Annotated in this window: 20 protein-coding genes, 3 pseudogenes and 1 CRISPR repeat array; of the genes and pseudogenes, 19 read left to right on the top strand and 4 right to left on the bottom strand. The window is 37.4% G+C overall.

The features are described from left to right. A complete protein-coding gene (locus tag NSU19_RS10465) occupies positions 1-714 on the top strand; it encodes a hypothetical protein (protein WP_339196377.1) in 714 nt (237 codons plus the stop codon). A gap of 40 nt (positions 715-754) precedes the next feature. After that, positions 755-1,018 (top strand): hypothetical protein, encoded by a 264-nt coding sequence (locus tag NSU19_RS10460; protein ID WP_339196375.1) that lies wholly within the window; start codon positions 755-757, stop codon positions 1,016-1,018. Positions 1,019-1,138: 120 nt separating this feature from the next. On the opposite strand, the gene NSU19_RS10455 is transcribed toward NSU19_RS10460, so the two are convergent. Then, positions 1,139-2,254 (bottom strand): IS4 family transposase, encoded by a 1,116-nt coding sequence (locus NSU19_RS10455; RefSeq protein WP_003352762.1) that lies wholly within the window; start codon positions 2,252-2,254, stop codon positions 1,139-1,141. A gap of 241 nt (positions 2,255-2,495) precedes the next feature. On the opposite strand from NSU19_RS10455, the gene NSU19_RS10450 reads away from it, so the two are divergent. The 7 genes and pseudogenes from NSU19_RS10450 to NSU19_RS10420 all read left to right on the top strand — a co-directional run bounded on the left by NSU19_RS10450 (position 2,496) and on the right by NSU19_RS10420 (position 11,674). Then, positions 2,496-3,392, top strand: coding sequence for a DEAD/DEAH box helicase (locus NSU19_RS10450; RefSeq protein ID WP_339196373.1), 897 nt, complete (start codon positions 2,496-2,498; stop codon positions 3,390-3,392). 11 nt (positions 3,393-3,403) lie between these two features. After that, positions 3,404-5,365 (top strand): C-terminal helicase domain-containing protein, encoded by a 1,962-nt coding sequence (locus NSU19_RS10445; protein WP_339196371.1) that lies wholly within the window; start codon positions 3,404-3,406, stop codon positions 5,363-5,365. An 836-nt stretch (positions 5,366-6,201) separates the two neighbouring features. Continuing rightward, a pseudogene (locus NSU19_RS10440) lies at positions 6,202-7,183 on the top strand (IS481 family transposase); the annotation flags it as partial. Between the two features lie 482 nt (positions 7,184-7,665). Continuing rightward, positions 7,666-9,171: a ParB N-terminal domain-containing protein gene (locus NSU19_RS10435; RefSeq protein WP_339196368.1), complete on the top strand. Its 1,506-nt coding sequence runs from the start codon at positions 7,666-7,668 to the stop codon at positions 9,169-9,171. A gap of 31 nt (positions 9,172-9,202) precedes the next feature. Continuing rightward, on the top strand, positions 9,203-10,063 hold the full coding sequence (locus tag NSU19_RS10430) for a DNA adenine methylase (protein WP_339196365.1): 861 nt from the start codon (positions 9,203-9,205) through the stop codon (positions 10,061-10,063). A gap of 21 nt (positions 10,064-10,084) precedes the next feature. Then, complete coding sequence (locus tag NSU19_RS10425) at positions 10,085-10,252, top strand: hypothetical protein (protein WP_339196361.1); 168 nt, start codon at positions 10,085-10,087, stop codon at positions 10,250-10,252. A gap of 146 nt (positions 10,253-10,398) precedes the next feature. Then, positions 10,399-11,674, top strand: a pseudogene (locus NSU19_RS10420) (IS110 family transposase). 851 nt (positions 11,675-12,525) lie between these two features. Here NSU19_RS10420 and NSU19_RS10415 read toward each other — a convergent pair. Beyond that, a complete protein-coding gene (locus NSU19_RS10415) occupies positions 12,526-13,899 on the bottom strand; it encodes an IS1380-like element ISGsp2 family transposase (protein WP_044899598.1) in 1,374 nt (457 codons plus the stop codon). A gap of 107 nt (positions 13,900-14,006) precedes the next feature. Between NSU19_RS10415 and NSU19_RS10410 the strand changes: the two genes are divergently transcribed. The 5 genes from NSU19_RS10410 to NSU19_RS10390 all read left to right on the top strand — a co-directional run bounded on the left by NSU19_RS10410 (position 14,007) and on the right by NSU19_RS10390 (position 17,557). Beyond that, the gene (locus NSU19_RS10410) at positions 14,007-14,783 is read left to right on the top strand and encodes a hypothetical protein (protein WP_339196359.1); all 777 of its coding nucleotides are present in this window, start codon (positions 14,007-14,009) and stop codon (positions 14,781-14,783) included. Between the two features lie 78 nt (positions 14,784-14,861). Beyond that, entirely contained in the window at positions 14,862-15,185 is a 324-nt protein-coding gene (locus NSU19_RS10405; protein ID WP_063389610.1) for a hypothetical protein, read from the top strand. Further along, positions 15,182-15,538, top strand: coding sequence for an IS66 family insertion sequence element accessory protein TnpB (gene tnpB / locus NSU19_RS10400; RefSeq protein WP_063389611.1), 357 nt, complete (start codon positions 15,182-15,184; stop codon positions 15,536-15,538). Before NSU19_RS10405 ends, tnpB begins: the two co-directional genes overlap by 4 nt. A 59-nt stretch (positions 15,539-15,597) precedes the next feature. Next, a complete protein-coding gene (locus NSU19_RS10395; protein WP_339200008.1) occupies positions 15,598-17,175 on the top strand; it encodes an IS66 family transposase in 1,578 nt (525 codons plus the stop codon). A 127-nt stretch (positions 17,176-17,302) separates the two neighbouring features. Further along, positions 17,303-17,557: a hypothetical protein gene (locus NSU19_RS10390; RefSeq protein WP_339196356.1), complete on the top strand. Its 255-nt coding sequence runs from the start codon at positions 17,303-17,305 to the stop codon at positions 17,555-17,557. Between the two features lie 311 nt (positions 17,558-17,868). Here NSU19_RS10390 and NSU19_RS10385 read toward each other — a convergent pair whose 3' ends face one another. Then, positions 17,869-18,984 (bottom strand): IS4 family transposase, encoded by a 1,116-nt coding sequence (locus NSU19_RS10385; RefSeq protein ID WP_339196354.1) that lies wholly within the window; start codon positions 18,982-18,984, stop codon positions 17,869-17,871. A gap of 147 nt (positions 18,985-19,131) precedes the next feature. Between NSU19_RS10385 and NSU19_RS10380 the strand changes: the two genes are divergently transcribed. The 5 genes and pseudogenes from NSU19_RS10380 to NSU19_RS10360 all read left to right on the top strand — a co-directional run bounded on the left by NSU19_RS10380 (position 19,132) and on the right by NSU19_RS10360 (position 24,323). Further along, positions 19,132-19,635: an ATP-binding cassette domain-containing protein gene (locus NSU19_RS10380; protein WP_339200006.1), complete on the top strand. Its 504-nt coding sequence runs from the start codon at positions 19,132-19,134 to the stop codon at positions 19,633-19,635. 159 nt (positions 19,636-19,794) lie between these two features. After that, a protein-coding gene (locus NSU19_RS10375) for an IS3 family transposase (RefSeq protein ID WP_339196352.1) occupies positions 19,795-20,951 on the top strand; the annotation gives its coding sequence in 2 pieces (ribosomal slippage) (positions 19,795-20,053 and positions 20,053-20,951; 1,158 coding nt in all). 234 nt (positions 20,952-21,185) lie between these two features. Next, positions 21,186-22,130, top strand: coding sequence for a hypothetical protein (locus tag NSU19_RS10370; protein ID WP_339196350.1), 945 nt, complete (start codon positions 21,186-21,188; stop codon positions 22,128-22,130). A gap of 631 nt (positions 22,131-22,761) precedes the next feature. Then, a CRISPR array of direct repeats spans positions 22,762-23,189; the repeat unit is 28 nt; unit sequence GTTTTTATCTTAACTATAAGGAATTGAA. Positions 23,190-23,482: 293 nt separating this feature from the next. Then, positions 23,483-23,584 (top strand): annotated as a pseudogene (locus NSU19_RS10365) (4-hydroxy-tetrahydrodipicolinate synthase); the annotation flags it as partial. 475 nt (positions 23,585-24,059) lie between these two features. Then, on the top strand, positions 24,060-24,323 hold the full coding sequence (locus NSU19_RS10360) for a 2TM domain-containing protein (RefSeq protein WP_339196348.1): 264 nt from the start codon (positions 24,060-24,062) through the stop codon (positions 24,321-24,323). Between the two features lie 172 nt (positions 24,324-24,495). Here the strand turns inward: NSU19_RS10360 and NSU19_RS10355 are convergent. Then, positions 24,496-25,658, bottom strand: a protein-coding gene (locus NSU19_RS10355) for an IS3 family transposase (RefSeq protein WP_339196345.1) whose coding sequence is annotated in 2 segments (ribosomal slippage) — positions 24,496-25,403 and positions 25,403-25,658 — 1,164 coding nt in all. Because the reading frame shifts where the segments join, the coding sequence is not laid out codon by codon here.

The raw sequence follows: 25,658 nt of genomic DNA, 5'->3' as shown, positions 1-25,658 counted from the left end.
ATGGTTAAACCAGTAGGCTTTGATCAGAAAATAATGTTACATCATTTAGATTTTACTGCGAATGAAGCAAGGAAATTATCAAGAAAGGAAATGTATGAAGTTTTAGATTATTTTTTACGGAGTGATATTCTCGGGGCGAAATCTAGAAAGAACGCCATCACGATGTTAATGAAAATTTGGTATTTAGTAGACGAGGAGATTATTCCATTACGAGACAAAGCACTTGAAATGTTTCCTCATTTGACAAAAGAAGAGCGATTACTTGTTCATTGGGGAATGACGATTCTTGCTTATCCATTTTTTAAAGACTTGGTACAGGAACTAGGAAAGCTGTTTCGTTTGCAAGATGAAGTTCCAAGCGCAGTAGTCGGAAGAAAAATGAAGGAATTGTACGGGGATCGTAGACGCGTAGAAGTGGCAACAAGTGCCGTATTAACAAGTATAAAAACGTGGGGAATAGTCGATCTGTTAAAAAGCCGTTCATATAAGCTACGCCCAAAAATGTCTGTAACATCAACGGATCTTAATCAATTTATTACAGAAGTGATTTTACGAGCAACGAATGTTACAGCCATGCCTATTGACTTACTTCATAATCATGCTTTATTCTTTCCATTTTCATTTGACATAAGTGCGACAGAGTTACGAAATAATCATCAGTTTCGTATAAATAGACAAGGAGTCGATATGGTGACAGTCGAACTGTCTTTGTGATCATGATTAGGTTCCTATTGTTTTCAGTGGAGGTTGTATTATGTTTAACATTGGTGAAATCGTACATGGGCCACATTTCCCGGAAAGTGTTGAAATTAAGCGTTGTGAATTATTTGGTGAGTTCTACATTATCGAAGCCATTGGGCGAGAAACAAATCAATTTTATGAGCTTATGCTGGAGAAAGAGAAATTAACAGAATTAAAAAGTTTAAAGGAAAATAAAAACGAAAGTAATATTCAAGCGATTGACATTCAGCGATATTTTCAATATTTAATGTCATTAGCATTGCATAAATATAGTTAGAATTTTCTGTTAATTATTTTTTGTGAATTTGTGCCAAAAAGACAAAACCTAAAGAAAGGTGGCACTGCCCATTTGGTAAATATATACAGTTAAACCAGAGCGACAACGACAAAAGGGAGATTATGGACTGGCTCGCCCATCAAATTTTCGCAACCAAACATAAGCTGGTTTCCACAGAGCTCTCTTTAACCAACGAGTAATTCGAAGTAGGGATTTCTTACTTTTCATCTCCAATTGAATGAGAACATGTAAGCAATACGTGATCAGGGCTAAGAAAATTTGATTTTGAATAGCTGTTTCACTCATTCCATAAAAGTGCTTAATTTCTACGTGTTGCTTGAGCCATTTGAAAAAGAGTTCAATAGCCCAGCGAGATCGGTAAATATCACTTATCTCTTCTGGTTTTAAATCAAATCGGTTGGTGATGAAACGAAGTAAGTTCCCTTTTGTGTCCATAACTTCTAGTAGACGAAAGACATTTTCAGTACGATTTTGTGTGGTACCAATGTAGACCATTTTATCGGATAGAACGTGACAATCATCAGGAAGTGAAAATGTATAGACTTCACGAATGACTGCGTTTTTCTTCAGTCTTGAAACGAAGAAATAGCCATCATCTGTCATCCGATCAAAACGTTCATAGTCCACATAACCGCGGTCAAACACATACATGGCTTCTTGATCATCCACTAGGACTTCGAGTTGATTTCGGTCATGTTCTTTTGCTGTCGTAATCACTGCTTTTTCAGGATAGACGGTGTCTTTATCCATGAAAACGAGCCGTAAGTGTAGCTTTACACCAGCTTTTGTTTTCCGGAATTTTGCCCATTTATAATGGGTCAAATTCAACGGGAGTGTACTTGAATCAATGATTTTCAGTGGCATATTCTTTCCGTTTTTATAATGGTACCGTTGAATTTTCCAAACAAGATCCAAGAACAAATTTGCAAGAATGAGTGGGTGGATCTGATTGTTTTTTCGGGATAGCTGAGAGGCACTTATCGATTCAAATCCGAGTGCTTTTTGAAGATCTTCGTCTACAAGTGCATCACTCATTTCCTCTAAGCTCTTAAATTCGAGCAGCTGGGCTACCAATAAAAGTTTAATATAGGCTTCTGTTGTCAGCTTTTTTGTGTAATAGTCCTGTTTCAATTCTTTGACTTGTTCGCTAAGTTTTTGAATATTTATGGGTGAAACCCATTTACCAAATGATGAAATTAGTGTATTCTTGTCCATAATGGTTATCCTTTACGATTGGATTTGGGCAGGAACCACCTGTACTTCCATTGTAAAGGATTTTTTTGTTTCGAAATCAATAAAAAATTGAACATTCTTAGTATTTTGAATCATCAGATTTAATTACTGCAATGCTAGTGATTTAATGTTACACAATGAGGTTAAGTACTCGCGAACAAGAGCATTAGGGAATAAAAAATTATTACCATTACCGCACCAAATTGAAGCAGTTTATGGCAGAATGCTTCAAGTTCCACAAATTCGTTTTTTACTTGCTGATGATCCAGGTGCTGGTAAAACGATTATGTCCGGTATGCTAATCAAAGAATTAAAAGCTAGATATAGTGTGGAACGTATTCTAATTTTAGTTCCTCCTTTAGTAGTGAGACAATGGCAAGAAGAATTATTAGAGAAGTTTAACGAACACTTTCATATTATTAATCGAAATGTGTTAAAGGAATACGGTGGAAAAAATCCGTTTGTTGCCAACGATTTATGCTTAGCTTCTATGTATTGGGCTGCGCGGGAAGATATTAAACTATTAATTCAAGAAGCAGAGTTTGATTTAATTATCGTTGACGAAGCGCATAAAATGGCAGCGTATACACACGGAACGATAAAAAAGCGCACTTCAAGGACAAAGCTGTATCAATTAGGCGAGTCGATATTACGTAAGGCACCGCATTGTTTGTTGCTGACTGCTACTCCGCATAAAGGTGATATGGAGAATTTTCGCCATTTGATGAAATTAATCGATGAAGATATTTTTTCGAATATAAGCGGGAATGAAAGTTTACGCGAAAAAACGAATCCATTCATGATCCGTCGTTTGAAAGAAAGTATGAAAAACTTTGACGGAACACCTCTATTTCCCAAACGAACGACGAAAACAATTAAATATACTTTGACAGACGAAGAGCTAGCTTTATATGATGCGGTAACGCAATATGTAAGAGAGCATTTTAACCGAGCGATAAGTAATGGAAGTAATAGTACTGCATTTGCTATGATGCTCTTGCAACGTCGTCTAAGTTCGTCTTTGGAAGCGATTCATTTATCCCTTAGACGAAGATATAAACGTTTAGTTCAGTTATACAAACAAACAGAGCAGGAAGGCAAAAGTATATTAAAAAATTAGGACATATTGAGTTGGAGAATTATTTAGAAGAGGCGAGCGAGCAACAAGAATTGATTGAGAAACAGTTGGAACAAGCTGTAGATTCCATTGATACGATCGAATTAAAAAAGGAAATTATGGTTTTAAAGAAATTAATCGAACAAGCGGAAAACCTTAAGTTATACGCGGTAGAGAAAAAGTATCAAGAATTAGAGAAAACGCTGTTTGGAACAAATGGACTGCTTCAGCAAAATGAGAAGGTTCTCATTTTTACGGACTCTACAGATACATTGAATTATTTAGAAAGAAAGCTTCTTGAGCATGTACCAAAAATCGCGAAAATTGTTGGTAATTTTTCAATGGATGAGCGTAGAAGACAAGTTGAGCTTTTTCGAAACGAGTGTCAAATTATGCTTGCAACTGATGCAGGTGGAGAATCGATAAATCTCCAGTTTTGTAATCAAATGATTAACTATGATATCCCTTGGAATCCAAATAAATTAGAACAGCGAATGGGGCGCATTCATCGTATCGGGCAGAAGAACGAAGTGTTTGTATTTAACTTAGTTGCGCAAAATACTCGTGAAGGTAGTGTCATGATTCGTCTGCTTGAAAAAATGGAGCAGATGAAAGAAGACTTAGGATCTGATTTAGTTTATGATTTTATTGGCGAAGTTTTAGAAGATAAGTTTGATAGTTTAGCCGACTTAATGCAGGAAGCAATTTTAAACAGGGAACGTCTGGATGATGTTATTGCCAATATGAAAAAAACATTGTCGGAAGAGCATCAAAAGTTATTGAAGCTCATGCAAGAAGAAAGAATGGTTGAAGATCCGCTCGATTTATCGATTTTAAAACGTGAACAAAATGATTTAACAGTAAAACGCATTCCAATTCGGGCATATACAGATTTAGCAACGTACATATTAGAAAAGAAAAAAGTCCGAGTCTATGATACAAACGATGGCAAAGTAAAACGTATTGAACGTTTACCAAAATTTATTCGAGACAGCCTGCCTGAATTAGCTCGTTATCAAGGGGAAAGTTACCGTTTTACGGGTATACGTGAATATGAATCTGAAGAAGTGGCGTTATTAAATAGTGATCATCCAATTTTTAAATTAAGCATGGACTTAATGAAAAAAGAAAATGAAAAACGTTCTTGGGGGAGATTTTTAGTAACTTATGATGTTCCTGAACCATTGATGGTTGAGGTATACAATATTAGCATTGTAGATGGAACGGGAAAAGAGCTTGAAAACCATTTTATTCATCTAGCCAAACGTGAAAATGGCGAAATCATTGCACTAGATCCATACTGGTTATTTGCTGGTCATTTTTACGAAAACGTTATTGAATTAAGTGATCATGCATCAAACGAATGTATAGGACATGTTCTAAAGCACTCATCTTTAATTAGAGATCAAGTTCAAGCCAAACGTCAAAAACAATTAGATAAGCTTCTAGCGTTCTTAGAGAAATCTTTTAATGAACAATACCGTAACACGCTAGAAAAGCTAGAAAAATATCAACAAGAAAACATAGACAATCGCAATAGCGCTCTTATTAACCTAATGAACGCTCATTTAATTGACTTAGATATGAAGAAAGAAGAACGTTTGAACGTCATTCGTCGCCAAAAGAATATTAGCATGAAGCCACCAAAGAAAATTCTTTCTTTACAACTTGCCTCTACAGGGCGCAGTAAGCGAGTCATGTCTATTTACTATAAGGATGTAGTGGAAAAATACGAAAAAGCAAACGGACGGATAAACATAAAAATGTTTAATTGCCTAGCATTAGTCGACTTTTACAGCGAACGCTTTAACGGCGAAGAACGATATATCATCCTGACAAACGATCCAAACTATATGCCATCTGAAGAACATCTTGAAGATTTAGCAGATATTTTGAACAAAGTGTATATTTATGTCGTTCAAGACGGCGAGATTATTGAAGAGAGAGCGATGGAGAAGGAAATATTTGTGTTTTAAAAAGTGGTAAAAGGGGGATCGCTGAAATCCATTTCTAACCTATGTGGTAGGGATGGGTTTTTTAAAGTGTACACTATAACATGTAAAAAGACGTGCTAACTAATATCAGTTTTAGCTCGTCTTTTATTGTTAGGCTACCATAAGTGTTTATTGCAAAATAAAATAACAGAGTTCTACATTTTTTTGATACAGATCATTTTATTTTTATTTTGCAATAAACAGTAGGTAAGATACTCTTTTCTCTGGAATGAGTTATAACCAAGTCAGAGAATACCCTACCTTTTTCTTTTGATCTAGCAGAATGCTTTACACAAACTTTTATACATCATCGGCTTATGTATTTTGTTTTAATGACAAAATGTAAATTACCACTTTATTTCCATCAAAGGGGAAAACAAAACGACTTCTTGAGCGTTGTCCTCATTGCCAGGCAAAACGACTTCTTTATCGCCATGGTACTACGAACGAAATGCCGTGACGCCGCATCAGTCTTATCGCATTTGGATCGCTCGGTATCGCTGCCCGAAGGTTGGGGGACGGTGACTGTGTTGCCAAATTGGCCCTGCCATCGTCCAAGCGATAGAACGAGCCTTATGGTGGTTCAGGCCATCGAGAAGCTTGGCCTTTTTTCCGTCATCCAAGAAATATGGGAGCACCGATCGACACATCTTTTTGTACGTACATTCAGTTCCTAATTTTACTTACATCCCCTTACATGGAATCATTTATAGATTACACAAACCTTTCATCTCGACGGTCGGGGGAATGATCCGATAGGATAGAGACAGGACGGACCAATCAGTCCTAGAATGGGATGAATGAAGGAGGAGATCTAAATGGATGAGTCGATAAGACATGAGATCGCTTTATTTCGGTATGGATTGATCGCTCCATTGGTGAATACGTACCTGAAAGAAGTGGCGGAACGGATCCATCCAGTTCCCCACCATGGAGAGAACGCATCGCTGCCAAAATGATTCTCGACTGGTGCACGCAGTACAAAAAAGGGGGCTTTGAGGCACTGAAGCCGAAACGACGGTCAGACCGTGGCCATTCCCGAAGGCTGTCACCTGAAGACGAGGATCATATTTTAACCCTAAGAAAAAAACATCCCCACATGCCCGTGACGGCGTTTTACCAACACCTTATTGAGCAGGGGGAAATCGAAAAACAACTCGTATCTTACTTTACTATATATCGGTTGTGCAAAAAATACAACCTCGTGGGGAAAGAAATTTTACCAATTCCTGAACGAAAACGATTCGTGTACGATCAGGTCAATGAGCTCTGGCAAGGGGACTTATCCTATGACCCGTTGATTTGCGTGAATGGCAAAACGCAAAAAACATTTTTGATTGCCTACATCGATGACTGCTCGCGGGTCGTGCCGTACACTCAGTTTTTCTCTTCCGAGAAATTTGACGGGTTGCGGATCGTGACCAAAGAGCGCTGCTTCGGTACGGGAAGTTGAAACGAATTTATTCGGACAACGGAAAAATTTATCGGGCGGAACCCTTGCAGTACGCCTGCGCGGAGTTAGGGATCACCTTGATCCATACCAAGCCGTACGACCCGCAAAGCAAAGGAAAAATCGAACGATTTTTCCGCACTGTACAGACGCGGTTTTATCCGTTGCTCAAGATGAATCCACCGAAGTTGCTCGAAGAGCTAAACGAGCGATTTTGGAAGTGGTTGGAGAAAGATTACCAACGAAAACCGCATACCTCGTTGGACGGGAAGACGCCACATGAGGTGTTTCAATCGCAAGTGCATTTGGTGTCGTTCGTCGAGGATTCCGATTGGTTCGACGCGATCTTTAACCTCGCCACTACTTGCCTGTTATACGGCGCTCAATGGAAAAAAGATATGATTGACGAAGATATCGTTCGTATGGCAGCCGAAGAAATGGGGTACTAACACAGCAGGGGCCGATCGGCCTCTGCTGTGTTCCATCCCACTCTATCCTCATTCTAGTTGATCATCCGAAATAATGTGCAAACGTTCGGATATAATCTGCAAAATAATTCGCAAAGATTTTGCACATTATTTCCGAATCCGTCCGAAATAATTTGAAAAAGGGATTCTGAAATAATGTGTTAATTTTCAGACAAAAATCGACAATATTTTTTGCGAAAATTCGATATCATTTTAACTGTTCTATGAATAGGTTATCCCCACTTTATTATCAACGACGTTAAGTAACGCCAATATAATATGGGGTTTACTGCTAATTATTCGTTATTTTGATTTTTTATACTATATTTTTATAACACTATCAAAATTTTTAGGAGGTAGGATTAATGGCCGAAATAAAAAGCATAAAGATAAACGATTTGCTAGTAAATAGTGAAAATCCGCGTTTTGAATCAGTAAATTCTCAAACTGAAGCTATAAAGCGGTTAGTTCTAGAACAAAATGACAAATTATATAGGTTGGCTAAAAGTATCGTGGAAAAAGGATTAAATCCAAGTGAATTACCTATAGTAATAGAGGACTTTCAACAAGATGGAATGTATAGGGTTTTAGAAGGGAATCGTAGAATAACAGCAATTAAAATTTTAAATAACCCAGATTTAATTGATTTTTCTGAATTTCAAAAAATGAGGTATAAAAAACTGAGGAAAGACTTTGATGAGAAAAAGTTTGAAGAAATTCGATGCGTGGTTGTAGAAAATGAAAGTGAGGCCAATCATTGGATTAAATTAAGACATACTGGAGAAAATAATGGGGTAGGTATAGTCTCTTGGGATCGAACTCAACAAAAACGTTTTGAAAGAAACTTAGGTCTAAAATCTCCTGAAGATCAAATTTTAGAATTTATTAAGAAAGCAAATTTAGTACACAAAGAAAAATTAAAAAAAGTAAAAATAACCAATATACATCGTTTAATAGGAGATCCAGATGTAAGAGAAGCGCTTGGTTTAGTACTTGAAAACAAAGTACTATACACCAATTTGCCTAAAGAAGAAGTTGGAAAGGGGATTAAAAAAATATTCGAAGATATTTTATCGGAAACAATTAAAGTTACTGATATTTATTATAAAGATGATAGAATCAGGTATATAAAAGGACTTGATGTTTCCTGTCTCCCAGATAAATCGAAATCACGTGAGAATTATGTAGAGTTATTGAGTCTTGTAAATAACGATATTAGCGAAAGTATTCAGATAATTAATGATGAAAATAATACGGAACACGAGATTAATAATAACCAAAAAGAACTCTCCGAAGATAGAATAGTATCTGTTCCAAATAAAGATAGTAAGAACCAAAATGAAGAGCAAAAAATGAAGGTATATGAAAAATATAATGAAAGTAAAGTAGTTATTGAAGAAATTGAAGAAACGGTCTCATCTGCAAAGAAAAGTAAACATCTTTCAATAACGAGAAAAAAGCTTATTCCTAGCAATTTTATCATTCATATTGAAAACATTAGAATAAATTATATTTATAGAGAACTTAAAGAAATTAATGTTGATGATTTTCCTAATGCTGTAGCAGTATTATTAAGGGTTTTTATAGAGTTAAGTGTAGAGCATTATATGAAAAAAAATAGAATTGAAATTTTTCCTAACGATTCTTTGGGGAATAAAGTTAAAAAAGTTACTCAACATTTGGAACAAAATAATAAATTAGATAAAAATCAACTTAAACCTGTTCGTACTGCTGTTTCTAATCCAAATCACTTTTTCTCAATAAATACATTACATTCTTATGTACATAATGAGGTAATGGTACCTTCATCAAAAGACTTGAAATTAATATGGGATACTATACAAAATTTTGTTGAATCGCTATGGAATTAGACTAATAAATAAAAAGTAAGCGGTGATAATTATGGGGCGATATTCTCCTTTACGTTATCCAGGGGGAAAAAGAAAACTTTCAAACTATGTGAAATTAATTTTAAAAGAAAATGAACTTCTAGATGGGACATATGTAGAACCTTTCGCTGGGGGAGCCGGTATAGCTCTTTCACTACTTATAGATGGTTATGTAACTAAGGTGGTGATTAATGATATAAATAAATCTATATTTGCTTTTTGGTATTCAGTTTTAAATAAAACGGATGAACTTTGTAAATTGATATGCGATACCCCAGTAACAGTTGAACAGTGGAAGAAACAAAAAAATGTTCAAAAAAATGCTATGAACTGCTCTCTTTTAGAATTAGGTTTTTCAACATTTTTTTTAAATAGGACAAATAGATCTGGAATTTTGAGTGGAGGAGTAATAGGAGGATTAAATCAGAATGGCAAATATAAAATCGATGCAAGATTTAATAAAAAAAATTTAATCTCTAGGATAGAGAAAATCGCCAGATATAAAAATCGAATACTTTTATTGAATTTAGATGCGTCAGAATTAATAACTGATGTATTACCAGGATTACCTCAAAAAACTTTAGTTTATTTGGACCCGCCTTATTATCATAAGGGTAGAGACTTGTATGAAAATCATTATAGCCATGAAGATCATGAATTTTTGGCAAAATTAATTAGAACGAAAATTACACAATACTGGCTTTTAACATATGATAATACCCCTCAAATAAAAGAAATGTATAAAGGTTTACGTCAAAAAAACTTTTCTCTAAACTATTCGTTAGCAAATAAATATATGGGTTCTGAAATAATGTTTTTCTGTAATCAGTTATTAATACCAGAGGTAGAAAACCCTATAAAAGTCTCTCTGTAATATAAAAAATAATATCAAAAAATGCCGCGCATTGATAAAATTCGAATTTTAAGCCGAAAAGGACAAGTGTCAAGGGACAGAGTGAAAGGTGTTAATGCACAAACGGTGAGCGAATGCGTCGAAGACTATTTAACTGTTCATCACACTTTACCAGATTTAATTACCGAATTGCAAATCGTACGAATTTAACACGAAAAACAATTGTAAAGCATTTAATGAGGAGCGTTCCTGTTAGAAGCTTTTTCGGGGACTTGCATAAAAAGAGCCCTCTTGGTTTGATGCGGGGTGTCAATTCTCGAAAATGCCCCCCTAATTTAGAATCAAGGAGGACTCCCATGAATTGTACTCAAAATCACAAAATTAATCAAGTCACCGAAAAAACGCTGGTAGTCGGCATGGATATCGCAAAACGCAAACATTACGTCTTCTTTGTCGATGATCGCGGTCGAATCCTGCAAAAGGCTTTCCCGATTGCACAATCTAACCAAGGGTTTGAAGGGTTTGCCAGCGCATCCTGTCAGCTATGAAAGAATTCGGCAAAACAGAAGTCATCAACGGAATTGAGACAACCGGACATTATTGGCTCAATCTGGCCTATTTCCTGGACGAAAGGGAGATCTCTCTTGTCATGACGAATCCGATGCATGTCAAGCGATCCAAAGAGTTGGATGACAACTTGCCAACCAAGCATGATGCCAAAGATGCCTTGGTGATCGCACGCCTTGTGAAGGATGGGAGGTTCAGTTATCCACGCATCCTTAAAGGGATGGAGGTCGATCTGCGTGTCGGAACTAGCCTGAGGTCTAAGCTGGTTGAGGAATTAGGTTCCGTAAGCAACCAGCTGATACATTGGACGGACCGATATTTCCCGGAGTTTGGGCAGGTATTTCCGTCATTCGGCAAAATGGCACTCACTGCTTTGGAACATACCCCTTTTCCAAGTGGTCTCGCAGGGAAAGAGCCCGATGAGGTATTGGAGCTTTACCGGAAAAGTGAAGGGTTCAAAGCTCCACAAAGGCCAAAGGCAGCTAGGCTAATTGAACTCGCAGGCACCTCGATTGGCGTCACAGAGGGGCGCAGATGGCCCGTATAGAAGTAGCCACACTTGTCCGCCGATACCGCCAGCTCGAAGAATATTGGAGTCAACTCACTCGGCAGCTTTCTGAACTTGTCCGGGAATCTGTCGAGTATCAATGGCTGAAAACTGTTCCAGGCCTGGGTGATGCCACCATTGTCGAATTACTGTCGGAACTCGGCAGCTTTTTTCACTATCAGGATCCACGCCAACTAGTAAAACTAGCGGGACTGACCTTACGGGAAAACTCCTCCGACCAGCATAAAGGCCAAAAACGGATATCCAAACGAGGAAGAAGGCGATTACGCACCCTCCTCTTCCGGGTTATTTTGCCCATGATCCGTCACAATGAAGAGTTTCGACTGTTGCACGAGTATTACAAGAACAGACCAAACAATCCATTGTGTAAGAAGCAATCCATCATGGTGTTATGCTGAAAATTACTGAAGGTACTGCACGCAATCAGTACAAAGCATGTGGCATTTGACGCAAAGCGAATGATACAGGACATTCCCAAGCTCGAAAAGGCTGCCTGACACCCATATACTTTACACGGACTAGACAACAGGATGACACGGAGAAGCCAACAGAATCTATTCCATTCGACCTTGAGTTCCCTGAGGAGCTTAGCCAGCCTCTGCCTTATGACTAGACCTAACGAAGAAATGTGGGCACCTAGATGCCAAGAGACATGGGAGGGTACGTCATCATAAGCGATGCAGAGATCCACAGTGCATCGTATATCGTATACAGACCTATCGCTACATCCATATTTAACCAGTAGTGACCGCGGAGCGTACCCATTAACTGTAAGAGAATCGCATATTTATAAAATTATGTTAGTGATCGTGTCGAAAAATATTTTTTGACACAACTAAAACGGGTCAAACCGTTGATAAATCAATATTTATAGAGGGAATATTCCTGTTTAGAAAATTTTTGGAGGAGAACTTGAATAAAAACTCTGGGGATGATTCGGCGCGAGGGTGTCGATCAGTGAATTGCCTCGTACAGTCTATATATTTGTTGCCGTTTTGATCATAAACATATATTTCTTCGCCTCGCATCATTACAACTTTGTCCACTTTATAGTATAGACTATTTGGATTTGTTAAATTTTCATTCTTATCACACTCCATCTATTTTTGGTATTGATAATAAATGGAAATTTGAGAAACATCCTGAATCCGTGATGAATTGAAATCGACTTTGATTTTGTTGTAATTTTGATGGATTGATAATCCATAAAACCCTTTTTATGCTTATGACCTATGTCATCTCTATTTCCGAAAATGGAACAAATCTCTTTTTTAGGTATACGAACCAAAAAAATAGACAAAAAAGCACAGGGAGTGACGTTGGACATCAGTGCCCGAACATTCGTTCGTTATCTTGCCTCTCTCCATTTCTGATAGACGTTCAGTAGGGGCTCGCTATAGCCACTCCTTCGCGTCAGTTTCATCCAGATCTGTCGTGATCGACGGACGAGTCGCCCTGCCATCGTGATCACCGTCTGAATAATCGTCTTGATGCGGCGGCGTTTCACTTTGTGGTGCAACGGATGTCTCGGATCGCTTAATAGATCTTGTCCAATCAGACGAAGAAGATTGTAAACGAAGGCTCCCATGACCAACACGAGCGCATTCGTTTTCATCTTCCCAGATGGAAGCCGCTCTAAATCTAAGTCGCTCTTCAGTTCGCTATGAAACTGTTCGCATGTCGCATGGTCATGATACAACGCGAGCACATCGCTCATTCGAACATGCTCGTATCCTTTGAGCCGCACCCAATAGCTTTCCACTTCATAATCAGGAACGAGCATCAGCTGTCCATTGCGTTCCATCGTCCGTTCCGTCACTTGGGTGACTTGAACGTACGTATACGTGTTTCCATCGATCGCTGCCTTCTGTGGAAGGCATAGCTCATAGGTTTGTACTCCTTCGCTTTGTCCATCATCGACACGTTTGCCCTTTTGCGAAGCGATCTGGAACCAAAGCGCTTTCGATTCTCGGCGTAAGTTTCGCTTGATGACAAAGTCCACGTCTTCCTTTAGGCATACGTGCACATTCGCTTCTGCATCGTTTCCTGCATCCATGCGAACAAGCAGACGAGATGAAGTCAGTTGACGAGCTCGACGGATAGCGGTGACTAAAAACGAGGGCATGTTGTCTTGCACATGTTGTTTCCCTGGACGCAACTCGGCATGAACGAGATACCCTTCCTTCCCTGCATACGCAAACAACGGTGTAAAACCGTCAAATCCTTTATACGTTCGACTGACTCCTTCTTTTTTCGTATCGGAGTTGTCAAATGGGGAACCATCTATATCAAGGGGAAGCCATGTCGTCTTTCCTTTGGTCCAACAAGGGGACAAAGTGGCATGTCGTTGAATCAACAGACGTATGGACTCCTCCCAAAGAATCGTTTCGGTCATCGGAAGACAAGCGAGCTGATCGAGTCGTTGTCGCAAGGTTGGAGAGGAAGGCACGTGCTGAATCCCCATCGATGCCGAAAAGATATCGTCCTGACGATACGCTTCGATATGATCGAAATCCGTTTTTCCTGTGGCAAGCAAGCCAATCATCGAGCGAATGACATCGCTATGGGAAATGTGCACTTCTCGACGAACCGTTGGAAGCCGAAGTGCGTTTACCCGTTTATCCAGTTTCGTTCGATGGAGTAAGTAGCCAACGAGAGCAAGCCCAGCACTTGGGGTAATCGCTTCATCTGTCAATACAAACCGAATCGGGAAATCTTTCATCACATCACCTACTTGATGAAGAATCGTCAACGTCGTTTTCCCTTATCGTATCAACGGTTTGCGACCATTGTAAAGATGTTTTGTCACGGATTCAGGTTTATAATATGATGGAATATATTGGTGATTCAGAGGGGTTAGAAAAAATAAAAAAAGTATTTATGAAGCTGGAGAATCCAGGCAAGGATGATCAAGTGGAGTATTATTATTTTCTAATATTGGATTATAAGATAAATAACACGGTTGCAGATATGAAAGATAAAATTGAAAATAACATTTCAAGTTTTACTGAACAAGACCTTTTAGACTTAGACTATAATAAACCAATTCTTCTTCATGCCTCTATTATTTTAAGCAATCTATATGATCTTGAAGTAAATTTGGACCATTTAAAAGACATATATGAAAAGAAAGAAAACCAAATAACAATATTATTCAGAGATGAAATTACTTATTGGGTTCATTTAATGATCGCAAAAGAACTAGAGCAACACTTTGAGAACAAAAAGTTTATGACTAATATATTATCAGAAACAAGACCTTTTCATACGTACTTTTATTCATTGGAGAGTATAAGAAATCTATATTTAATGTCGAATGTATTTGCTAGTAAAGAAATTTCTGATGTCGATAAATATTTAAATGTACTAAGCCATCGCATAGATATTTTTAGTCAGGAATTGAAAAACAATAGAGATCAAAGTTATTACCAATATTCATATTATTTAAACTATGCAGAAGAAGTGATTGGAAAATCCTCTCGTAATCAAGAAGCTGCTGAAAATACAAACTGCCGAGACATAAAATTATTTAATGAAATGTATTACTGTTATAAGGCAACTGGTGAGATGGCTACTTCTGAAGCTGTTGCTATAGAAGAGTCGTAAGCGTCAAATACTCAGCACCTTCTAGTTGTGAATGTTACATGAGATAATCTCCATAGAAAAAATGCTGGAGGTTATGCTATGAATGATGCTGACAAAAGAATAGAATGGAAATCCAGGTATGATGCTTGGAAAACAAGTGGATTGAGTGCTTCTGAGTGGTCTCGCATCAATGATGTAAATATACATCAGATGTACTACTGGATTCGAAAGTTTCGAGAGGAAGAAATTTCTACGAACGAGCATCAATCAAAATGGTTGACGGTGGATGTCCAAGAAATCTCCTCCCATCATACGGGTCAGGAATCTGTCCTTATTCATTACGGTGCACTGTCCATCGAAGTACGTCCAGGCACCGATTTGAATCTACTTTCCGATGTAGTGCGTGTGATTCAAAATCGATGATATCTAACGCAAATTTTGAACGAGTGTACCTTGCACGTGGAAGCACCGATCTCCGGAAATCGATTGATGGTCTCGCAGTCATCGTCAAAGAATGCTTCGATTTGGATCCATTTTCCCCTTGTTTATTTGTTTTCTGTAATCGGAAAAGGGATAAACTTAAAATTCTACAGTGGGATAATAATGGGTTTTGGCTCCATTATAGAAGATTAGAAAGAGGAACTTTCAACTGGCCATCTGAACAAGAAGGAGTGCCGATGGATATCAGTCCTCGTCAGCTACGCTGGTTATTAGATGGCTTATCCATCGAACAAAAACAAGCCCATCCCACAGTGAAAGCACGCACGATTCTATGAAATTAAAAAACTTGAGAATCCGACTGGTCAAGCCGGATTCTTTTGCGTATACTGGAACTATGAAAAACATGGACATGAAAACTCAAGAAACAATTGAATACTATAAAGCGCGTAACGAAAAGCTTGAAATAGAAAAGGAAGCTTTGGAAGCGAAGCTAAAATGGTATGAGGAGCAATTTCGGTTAAGTCAACAACGTCGTTTTGGTTCTTCCAGTGAGAAGACCAATTCAGACCAACTGTCCCTTTTCAATGAAGCTGAAGCTACCGCAAATCCTGATGATGAAGAACCGACGATTGAAACCATTACATATACACGCAAGAAGAAGCGAAATCGTCGAGATGAAAAACTAGAAAACCTGCCTACTGAAACGGTGGAATACCGTTTGCCAGCTGAGGAACAGGTTTGTTCGTGTTGCGCTGGACCTCTACACGAAATGAGTACGCAAGTACGCAGAGAAATAGAAGTTATTCCAGCACAAGTAAAAGTGAAAAAGCATGTCCAATATGTTTATAGTTGTCGTCATTGTGAACGCCATGAAATAGAAACGCCTATTGTCACGGCGAAAATGCCGGCTCCTGTTTTTCCGGGAAGTCTGGCATCTCCATCGTCAATGGCTTATACGATGACGCAGAAATACGTTGAAAGTATGCCTTTGTATCGCCAGGAAAAACATCTGGAGCGATTTGGCATATTCATTTCCAGGCAAACTTTATCCAATTGGATTTTGTATGGAGCCGACACCTGGTTGAGTCCTGTTTACGACCAAATGCGTAACCATCTATTGAATCAGGATATCCTCCATGCGGATGAGACCACCTTACAGGTTCTTTCAGAACCTGACCGACGAGCGACTTCCAAATCATTTATGTGGCTTTATCGGACAGGACGAATGGGGCCTCCAATTGTTTTGTATGACTACCAGCGAACCCGTGCATCCAAGCATCCTTTACGATTTTTGGAAGGTTTCCGTGGATATTTACATGTGGACGGGTATGCCGGTTATAACGGAATCCCTGATGTCAGTCTGGTCGGTTGTTGGGCTCATGCCAGACGTAAATTCACAGAAGCTTTGCAGGCTCTTCCTGAATCGGCTAAAACTACTCACGTAAAAGCCAAAGAAGGTCTTGCATTCTGTAACCAACTTTTCTCGATAGAACGGGATTTAAAGGATGTTAGTCCTGAAGAACGTTATAAGAAACGTTTAGAACGCAGCCAACCGGTATTGGAGGCTTTTTTGGCATGGCTTCATGAACAATCCCCAAGAGTGTTGCCAAAAAGTGCACTTGGGCAAGCCATTAAATATTGTCGTAATCAATGGGACCGTTTAGTAGCTTTTTTAGAGGATGGTCGTTTAGAGATTGATAACAACCGCGCAGAACGATCCATTAAACCGTTTGTAATCGGGAGGAAAAACTGGCTGTTTAGCAATACCATAAAGGGAGCTAAATCCAGCGCAATCATTTATAGCATTGTGGAGACTGCGAAGGAAAACGGATTAAACCCATTCAATTATCTTAAATATTTATTTGAACAGCTTCCAAATATTAATCTGACTGACAAAGAAAAATTAGATCAACTCCTTCCTTGGTCCACAACAATTCCAGAAGAATGTCGTGTTCCTAATAAAGCTAAATAAATCATAACAATAGTCCACATCTAAAGGTAGGTGTGGACTATTTTACGCTTACGAAGAGTCAGATGACTTACTTACAAAGGTACTAAAGTACGATATCATTGACCCTACTCCCAAAGATATCGAAGAAATGAAAAAATTATATCCTGAAGTTTTAAATAATGAAAGTAAAGACTTCTATATTATATTAAATATTTATACTAGTCTAGTTCAAAAGCATAACCTTGATATAGATAAGGAATTAATTAGAAAAAAGGTAGAGCAGTATGAATGTTATTTAGGATATTGTGAACCAGGAGGTAACTATGTTTTTGAGCTAAGTGTGTATTTGAATAATATCCTTAATATATTAGAGGGTGATGAATTTGCACAAAAATTCCGTTGACAACTATGAGGATATTCATGTTAGTGTTAAAAACATTAACTTTCAATACGGCGAAAAAATAATCTTGAGAAATCTCTCTCTAGAGATAAATGAACCTGGTTTATATGCTATTTATGGAAAAAGCGGGTGTGGGAAAACCACTTTTATCAATATTTTATCTTTAATCATTAGCATTGCATAAATATAGTCAGAATTTTCTGTTAATTAATTTTTGTGAATTTGTGCCAAAAAGACAAAACCTAAAGAAAGGTGGCACTGTCCATTTGGTAAATATATACAGTTAAACCAGAGCGACAACGACAAAAGGGAGATTATGGACTGGCTCGCCCATCAAATTTTCGCAACCAAACATAAGCTGGTTTCCACAGAGCTCTCTTTAACCAACGAGTAATTCGAAGTAGGGATTTCTTACTTTTCATCTCCAATTGAATGAGAACATGTAAGCAATACGTGATCAGGGCTAAGAAAATTTGATTTTGAATAGCTGTTTCACTCATTCCATAAAAGTGCTTAATTTCTACGTGTTGCTTGAGCCATTTGAAAAAGAGTTCAATAGCCCAGCGAGATCGGTAAATATCACTTATCTCTTCTGGTTTTAAATCAAATCGGTTGGTGATGAAACGAAGTAAGTTCCCTTTTGTGTCCATAACTTCTAGTAGACGAAAGACATTTTCAGTACGATTTTGTGTGGTACCAATGTAGACCATTTTATCGGATAGAACGTGACAATCATCAGGAAGTGAAAATGTATAGACTTCACGAATGACTGCGTTTTTCTTCAGTCTTGAAACGAAGAAATAGCCATCATCTGTCATCCGATCAAAACGTTCATAGTCCACATAACCGCGGTCAAACACATACATGGCTTCTTGATCATCCACTAGGACTTCGAGTTGATTTCGGTCATGTTCTTTTGCTGTCGTAATCACTGCTTTTTCAGGATAGACGGTGTCTTTATCCATGAAAACGAGCCGTAAGTGTAGCTTTACACCAGCTTTTGTTTTCCGGAATTTTGCCCATTTATAATTGGTCAAGTTCAACGGGAGTGTACTTGAATCAATGATTTTCAGTGGCATATTCTTTCCGTTTTTATAATGGTACCGTTGAATTTTCCAAACAAGATCCAAGAACAAATTTGCAAGAATTAGTGGGTGGATCTGATTGTTTTTTCGGGATAGCTGAGAGGCACTTATCGATTCAAATCCGAGTGCTTTTTGAAGATCTTCGTCTACAAGTGCATCACTCATTTCCTCTAAGCTCTTAAATTCGAGCAGCTGGGCTACCAATAAAAGTTTAATATAGGCTTCTGTTGTCAGCTTTTTTGTGTAATAGTCCTGTTTCAATTCTTTGACTTGTTCGCTAAGTTTTTGAATATTTATGGGTGAAACCCATTTACCAAATGATGAAATTAGTGTATTCTTGTCCATAATGGTTATCCTTTACGATTGGATTTGGGCAGGAACCACCTGTACTTCCATTGTAAAGGATTTTTTTGTTTCGAAATCAATAAAAAATTGAACATTCTTAGCATTTTGAATCATCAGATTTAATTACTGCAATGCTAGTGATCTTTAATACAAAAACCTCACTCAGGAACCATTAATTTATTCCATAAACAAATTAATTTTGAGGATGTTGAATTAGTTGATGACTTGCGGAAAAAAATAGCGTATTTCTTCCAAGATTTAAATTTAATAGAGACTTTAACAATTAGAGAAAACCTTCAAATTATCTCACTTATAAACAGCCAGCCTTTAGATAACGAAAAACTAAATAAATACAGCAGGCAAATACAAATGGAAAACAAGTTAGATATTCCAGTAAATAATCTCTCTGGTGGTGAAAGACAACGAGCAGCTTTTTTAAAAGTATTGGTATTTGAATATCCGCTTATTTTATTGGATGAGCCAACGAATAATTTAGATGAAGAGAACATTAAAATCATAATGGATATTTTATCTAGTATAAAAAAAGATAGGGTCATTATAGTAGTAACCCATTCAAAATTTGTTGTGGAAAATTCAGACAAATCATTTGATTTTATTCAATTAAATAAAGGATTGAAAGAACTATGTTAAAACATGATTCGGTTTTTTATTATATAAAGCAAAAATATTTAAAAAGTTTAAGAAAGCTTGCGATACTAAACTTTTTATTACTAATATTGATTTGATGTTAGACTAAAAAGTAGACACAGATTATTATAGTAATAATAGACTGAAAAATGAGGTGTCTACATGACAAAAAAACAAAGGCGGTACGAGGAAGACTTTAAGCGTCAAACTGTTCGTTATATTTTGGAGGAAGCGAAATCCGTTGCACAAGTGGCTCGTGAGCTCAAAATTAACGAAAATACTCTTCACGGCTGGATGAAAAAATATAAGCAAGAACCTGAAATAACAGAAACCCAAACGTTTCGATCCGAAGACCACGAAGTTCGTGAACTAAAGAAACGTATTCGGGATCTGGAGGAGGAAAACTCCATCTTAAAAAAGGCGATGCACTTCTTCGCGAAAGACCATCGGTAAAATATTCATTTATCCATGAGCATCGCTTCGATTACCGATTGGAGAAGATGTGCGAAGTATTGAAAGTTTCTCGAAGCGGTTATTATAAATGGCGTGATCGTCCCAAAAGTGCTAGACAAGAGCGTCGAGAAGAATTGACGCAGGAAGTGCGTCGTGTGTATATCGAATCTCGCCAACTGTATGGGAGTCCAAAGGTTGCCAAAAAGCTTAATCATGAAGGCATTAAGGTTTCACAGAAGACGGTTTCCCGCATAATGAACAAAGAGGGAATGAAGTCTCGTACCGTGAAAAAGCATAAGGCTACCACTAACTCAAAACATAACCATCCGGTCCACGAAAATGTCTTAAACCAACATGTTACTGTTACGAAACCAAATGAAGTATGGGTAGCTGATATCACCTACATTCCAACGGATGAAGGTTGGCTTTATCTAGCTAGTATGATGGATTTGTATTCAAGGAAAATAGTCGGCTGGCATATAGACTGTTCCATGAAAAAGGAGCTAGTGTTAAGTGCTTTAAAGCAAGCCTATCAGCGTCAACAACCACAGGGTTCTATCCTCCATCATTCTGATCGAGGGAGTCAATATGCTTCAAATGACTATCAAGCTAAGCTAATGGAATACGGAATGAAATGTAGCATGAGCCGCAAAGGAAATTGTTATGACAACGCTTGTATTGAATCATTTCATGGGGTTATAAAAAAAGAACTAATCTATCAGACTCGTTATAAAACAAGGGAGGAAGCAAAAAAGAGCATATTTGAGTATATAGAAATATTTTACAATAATAAACGTATTCACTCCGCAACAGAGTATTTTTCGCCATCTGAATACGAACGTATGTACTATAAAAAGGGAGCTTAATGAACATATTAATAGAATAGTTAGACACGAAAATTTACCTTTTAAAAATAATTAGGACAACGTCGTAATTACTTTTAAAAGGCCACCAAGCGATAGCGCGGTAGCTGCGAAAAAAAATCTATAAATTTTTGTGTCTACTTTATTGACCTAATATCAATTATATTTTCGATCTTTACAGTATTTATTTCTGCTGAGAACATCCATAATAATATATTAAATAATGATAAATTATCAATGGTACTGATCAATGGATATACAGAAACAGGAGAATTTGAGTACGATACTAACTTAATTTTAAATTTGCCTCATGTTAAAAATCTTACCTATGATTATGAAATTCCTCTTATTTATTCGTCGGAAAAAGAGGAGGTAGAGTTTTTAGATTGCTTGCCTCTTAATGAAACTACTAGAGAAGCTATTAGTTTTGACGAACAAGTTGATGACAATGCTTTAGTGCTGCCAGAACATTTTAAAAATCAAAAATTAATTATTTCTGATATGAATCACAAGCCCGTTAAAACTACAAACTATTATTATGAAGGATCAGGCACATATTTTCTAAAGGATCAATGTTATCTCGCTCAACCTTTATATAATAAAATGTTGGCAACAATTAATAGCAGTAACTATTCAGGTGTTAAATCACTTATTGTGAACTTAGAAAAAACAGAATATATATATGATTTTGTCAAATCCTTTCATGAAATGTTTAATGAAGATGAAGTTTATGTATATTATCAATCTGAAGGATTGGAGAACTTAGTACAAAATTCGAAAGTCTCTTTTCATTTGCTTTTGTTTTTCCAGCTAAGCTTACTTATTGTAATTGTTATTGTATATAAAAACAGCTTAAATTCTCTCATCAAGTTAATAAATCGTGATTTACTGTCTCTCTATTTAAACGGAATGTCTAGCAAAGAAATCACATCCCAGTTTTATAAAACAATCGAATCAGGAAACAAAAAAATTTATATTTTCTCTTATGGAACGGTTATTTTATTTGCTATTCTTCTTTCTAAGGCGCTAAATAATGAAATATTAATGATAATTACCGTTGGTTTATTAATACTATTAAGTTTATTCATTTTGCTAAATAAATTGTTTGTAAAGTATGTTATTTCCAGCATATTAGCGAAAGAACTATCAAATGAGAATATTGTTTCTCAGCTGCGTAACTAGTCTTTAATCAATTAACATTTAGAATGACAACGGGGACGACTAACCGTTGTCATTTTTTTAAATCCAATAATTTTTAACATTCCACTTTTTCTGATAGCACATGCTGCAAATTTTCATTTATCTGAAACAGCAAATCGTGTGTAACTGGACCGTTGCAGACTAGAAAATTGCGTCACCAATTAGTCCATATGATTGTGTCAAAAGGGAAATAGAAAAGAGCCACATTGCTTCCCCTTCCTTTGTAGAATTTACAATGGACCAAACATAAGGAGGAATGCAACAATGGCTTTACCGCAAATGATGTAGTGTCAAATAATCCACTTATCTATTTTCTAATTCAGGATCTTTAATTCTTTACAACTCTTCTCGATTTCTGTCCGAATAAAAAGTCCTAAAAACAAGCCTTTGATCAGTAAGAATACTGGAATCATTGACATTCTTCTTTATAAAAATAATGAAATTTTGTCGTCGACCTCCAATCGTGCAAAAATCCTAGGGGATCGACGACTCTTTTAAAATTCAATTGAGCCCACGCAAATCAAAGGATTGATAAAATTTGACTCCTTCGTTAAAATGAAAATAACCAATTAACCATTTTAAACGAAATGCTTATTTAACAACATTTTCTGGGGTTTTTATCTTAACTATAAGGAATTGAAGCGAAGTTTTTGTCGAGGACAAGGACGCTCTTGCACGTTTTTATCTTAACTATAAGGAATTGAAGCATTTTCTGTTTGAGTGATGCGTGATTCATGATCGTCTGTTTTTATCTTAACTATGAGGAATTGAAACCATTTGTGTGTATGTCCTTTCATTGGGGATCCACATCTGTTTTTATCTTAACTATAAGGAATTGAAACACTTTTCATTTTAATTCCTCCCATTCGCTCGTGATTTTGTTTTTATCTTAACTATAAGGAATTGAAACATACAGTCTACGCAACAACTCATTATGTGATAGGGAAGTTTTTATCTTAACTATAAGGAATTGAAACAGTCTGGAAGGAAACACTTGACACAAGCCACCTTGTGTTTTTATCTTACCTACAAGGAATTGCAACACCAAACTAAAGGCCTTTACGTTTGATGCCTACCAATTGCTCCCATTATAGACCCAGCTGTTAAAAATAAGGAATAAAAAACTTTGAGGCGGTCATAAGATACATTTGAGATATAAAAATATTGTGCCGATATGATGTTCAAAACAGTAAAATTGATGCAGGTATTTGCTTATGAAATATGATCAAGGTGTTTCTTTGTCTTCTAGATACAGGCATGGCATCACGATCTCCATAATTGTAGATGTAAATCCTGCTGGGAAGTTTGAAAATTGACCATTTCCTTCATGATGACGGATGGCCCCCATTCTAATGATGAAAGAGCTGTTTAAGGAGCCACACCCTGTTCCAGTGAAAGATGCGTTGCAAATTAAAGGTTTGGATGACGGTACGGTTGCCGCTTTGACAGAAAAAGATTGTTCAAAAGAATGCCACTAGATGTACTTGTTAGCCAATGGCGATTCAGCTCCAATCTTCTTGTTCTGGCCTTTCTAGATGAAAAAGCTCATTTCATCCATCCTGCTGAGAGCTTTGTGGTGTGCATTTCATTTGTGAAACGATTTCATTGAATGGTGACCCATATTTTTTTGAAGCTTTTATTCGCCTTTTTCCTGCAAAAAATTTGTTAATCCTTATTGTTTAAAGAAGGAAAAATTACCCCTTTGTCGAATGGAGTAAAAGAAGAGAGGTAAATGCCGAAACTTAAGCAAATTTGTTGCGTTTACGGTTCAAGACTTATGAAAAACCGAATCAACAGCAGGTTAGAAATTGTCGTGCCTCATTCCCAAATGTAAACGGTGAAGGAGAACAAAATGTTTTCAGCATTATGAGTGGCAACAAGGCTGTTCAAAAACTAAGCTATATAGGGGGGTTGAAAGTCGAAAAAGATGAAAAATATTTAAGGGCGAAAAAAAGAGTGGAAAATTTGAAAGCCTTTTATATGCATTTCATTTCTTATGTTTTAGTGAATTCTATGCTTTTTCTTTTTAACTTAATTTCGGATCCCGGTAATTGGTGGTTTCAATATCCGCTTTTTGGCTGGGGGATTGGACTTTTAGTACACGGCGCCTCAACGTTTGCATTTGGCATATTCGGGGAAGAAATGGATTTAAGTCAATATTTTGGACACCAATAAGTGAAATTTAATTTTGATCTCATTGACATCGCTGGTCGCTTGACATGGAGCCTCTGCGGGCGTGGTGTTATGCGAAGGGCGAAAGGGGCAATGATTTCTTTCGCATGGCAAACAAGCCTACCACGCCCCGCCACTCCATGTAAAGCGGATGCTTGTAAAATTGTGAAGAGCACTACGCTGCCCCTTTGATACTGTCTTCTGTTTCTTGTGGCGTCATATAGCCCAGGCAGCTATGAATCCGTTTCCGATTGTACCAGCCTTCTATAAATTCGAATAAGGCTCTTCTGGCAGCTTGAAAGTTCAAATAGTTGACTCTGTAGATCTCTTCCTTTTTCAGAATTGCATGGAAAGACTCCATGCAGGCGTTATCGTATGGGCAACCTTTTTTACTGAAGGAGTGTTTGAACTGCTTCTTTTCCATGTATTCTGCAAATTTCTCGCTTGTATACTGGGATCCCAAATCAGAATGCAAGATCAATCCCGGACCTGGACGTTGTGCCTGATAAGCGTTTTCTACTGCCTTTAAAGCCAGTTCAGTCGTCATGTGGCGGTCAAAAGCGTAACCGACAATCTTTCTGGAATGTAAATCCATTACGGAAGCCAGGTAGCACCAACCGTCTCTCAAAGTATGAATGTACGTAATATCCGTAACCCATTTCTCGTTGATGGTTGTCGTTGAGAAGTCCTGGTTCAGCAGGTTATCGTGTTCTTCCATCTTGCCCTTATTGGAATGGGGGCGGTACTTTTTTCTGATAATGGAATAAATGCCTGCAGCCTTCATCAAACGCTGAACCCGTTTCAGGCTGACTTTGAGCCCTTCTTTTTCAAGCATATGGTGGATCTTCGGTGCTCCGTATCTCTGCTTGCTTTCCGTATGGATTTTTCGTATTCTGTCTGTCAGCTCCCGGTTTTCCCGTTTTGTTTTTGACTCTGTTTTTTGTTTGGATTGATAGTAGGTACTTCTCGGCACGCCAAGGACCGTACACATGGTTTTAAGGTCATAATGGTGTTTGGCTCTTATCTCGTCAATCATGGATATAACAGTGGTTTGATCTACTTCTTTGCGAATATGGCCATAGCTTTTTTTAAGATTTCGTTTTCCTCTTTCAGCCGGTGCAATTCTTTTTGCAGGTTCAGAAATTCTTCCGGGGTAAAAGAGCCCCCGTCATCCAGCTTAACCGGTTTTTGTTTTCTGATCCATTTGTAGATTGTCGTTTCAGACAGGCCATATTCGCTGCAGATCTGTTTTACTGGTGTTCCAGTTTGATAAAGCTCAACCACCATTTCCTTAAATTCAGCATGATAACTTTTACGTTTTTCGCTTGTGTTACCCAT

It is taken from the genome of Aeribacillus sp. FSL k6-2211, assembly GCF_037966125.1.
GTDB lineage: Bacteria > Bacillota > Bacilli > Bacillales > Aeribacillaceae > Aeribacillus > Aeribacillus composti.
The sequence above is the reverse complement of the archived record's forward strand: the minus strand, read 5'-3'. Positions and strand labels throughout refer to the sequence as shown.

Coding starts and splice junctions, on each gene's coding strand:
- NSU19_RS10465 (WP_339196377.1), top strand. CDS start 1: ATGGTTAAACCAGTAGGCTTTGATCAGAAAATAATGTTACATCATTTA.
- NSU19_RS10460 (WP_339196375.1), top strand. CDS start 755: ATGTTTAACATTGGTGAAATCGTACATGGGCCACATTTCCCGGAAAGT.
- NSU19_RS10455 (WP_003352762.1), bottom strand. CDS start 2,254: ATGGACAAGAATACACTAATTTCATCATTTGGTAAATGGGTTTCACCC.
- NSU19_RS10450 (WP_339196373.1), top strand. CDS start 2,496: ATGCTTCAAGTTCCACAAATTCGTTTTTTACTTGCTGATGATCCAGGT.
- NSU19_RS10435 (WP_339196368.1), top strand. CDS start 7,666: ATGGCCGAAATAAAAAGCATAAAGATAAACGATTTGCTAGTAAATAGT.
- NSU19_RS10430 (WP_339196365.1), top strand. CDS start 9,203: ATGGGGCGATATTCTCCTTTACGTTATCCAGGGGGAAAAAGAAAACTT.
- NSU19_RS10425 (WP_339196361.1), top strand. CDS start 10,085: ATGCCGCGCATTGATAAAATTCGAATTTTAAGCCGAAAAGGACAAGTG.
- NSU19_RS10415 (WP_044899598.1), bottom strand. CDS start 13,899: ATGAAAGATTTCCCGATTCGGTTTGTATTGACAGATGAAGCGATTACC.
- NSU19_RS10410 (WP_339196359.1), top strand. CDS start 14,007: ATGGAATATATTGGTGATTCAGAGGGGTTAGAAAAAATAAAAAAAGTA.
- NSU19_RS10405 (WP_063389610.1), top strand. CDS start 14,862: ATGAATGATGCTGACAAAAGAATAGAATGGAAATCCAGGTATGATGCT.
- tnpB (WP_063389611.1), top strand. CDS start 15,182: ATGATATCTAACGCAAATTTTGAACGAGTGTACCTTGCACGTGGAAGC.
- NSU19_RS10395 (WP_339200008.1), top strand. CDS start 15,598: ATGAAAAACATGGACATGAAAACTCAAGAAACAATTGAATACTATAAA.
- NSU19_RS10390 (WP_339196356.1), top strand. CDS start 17,303: ATGAAAAAATTATATCCTGAAGTTTTAAATAATGAAAGTAAAGACTTC.
- NSU19_RS10385 (WP_339196354.1), bottom strand. CDS start 18,984: ATGGACAAGAATACACTAATTTCATCATTTGGTAAATGGGTTTCACCC.
- NSU19_RS10370 (WP_339196350.1), top strand. CDS start 21,186: ATGGTACTGATCAATGGATATACAGAAACAGGAGAATTTGAGTACGAT.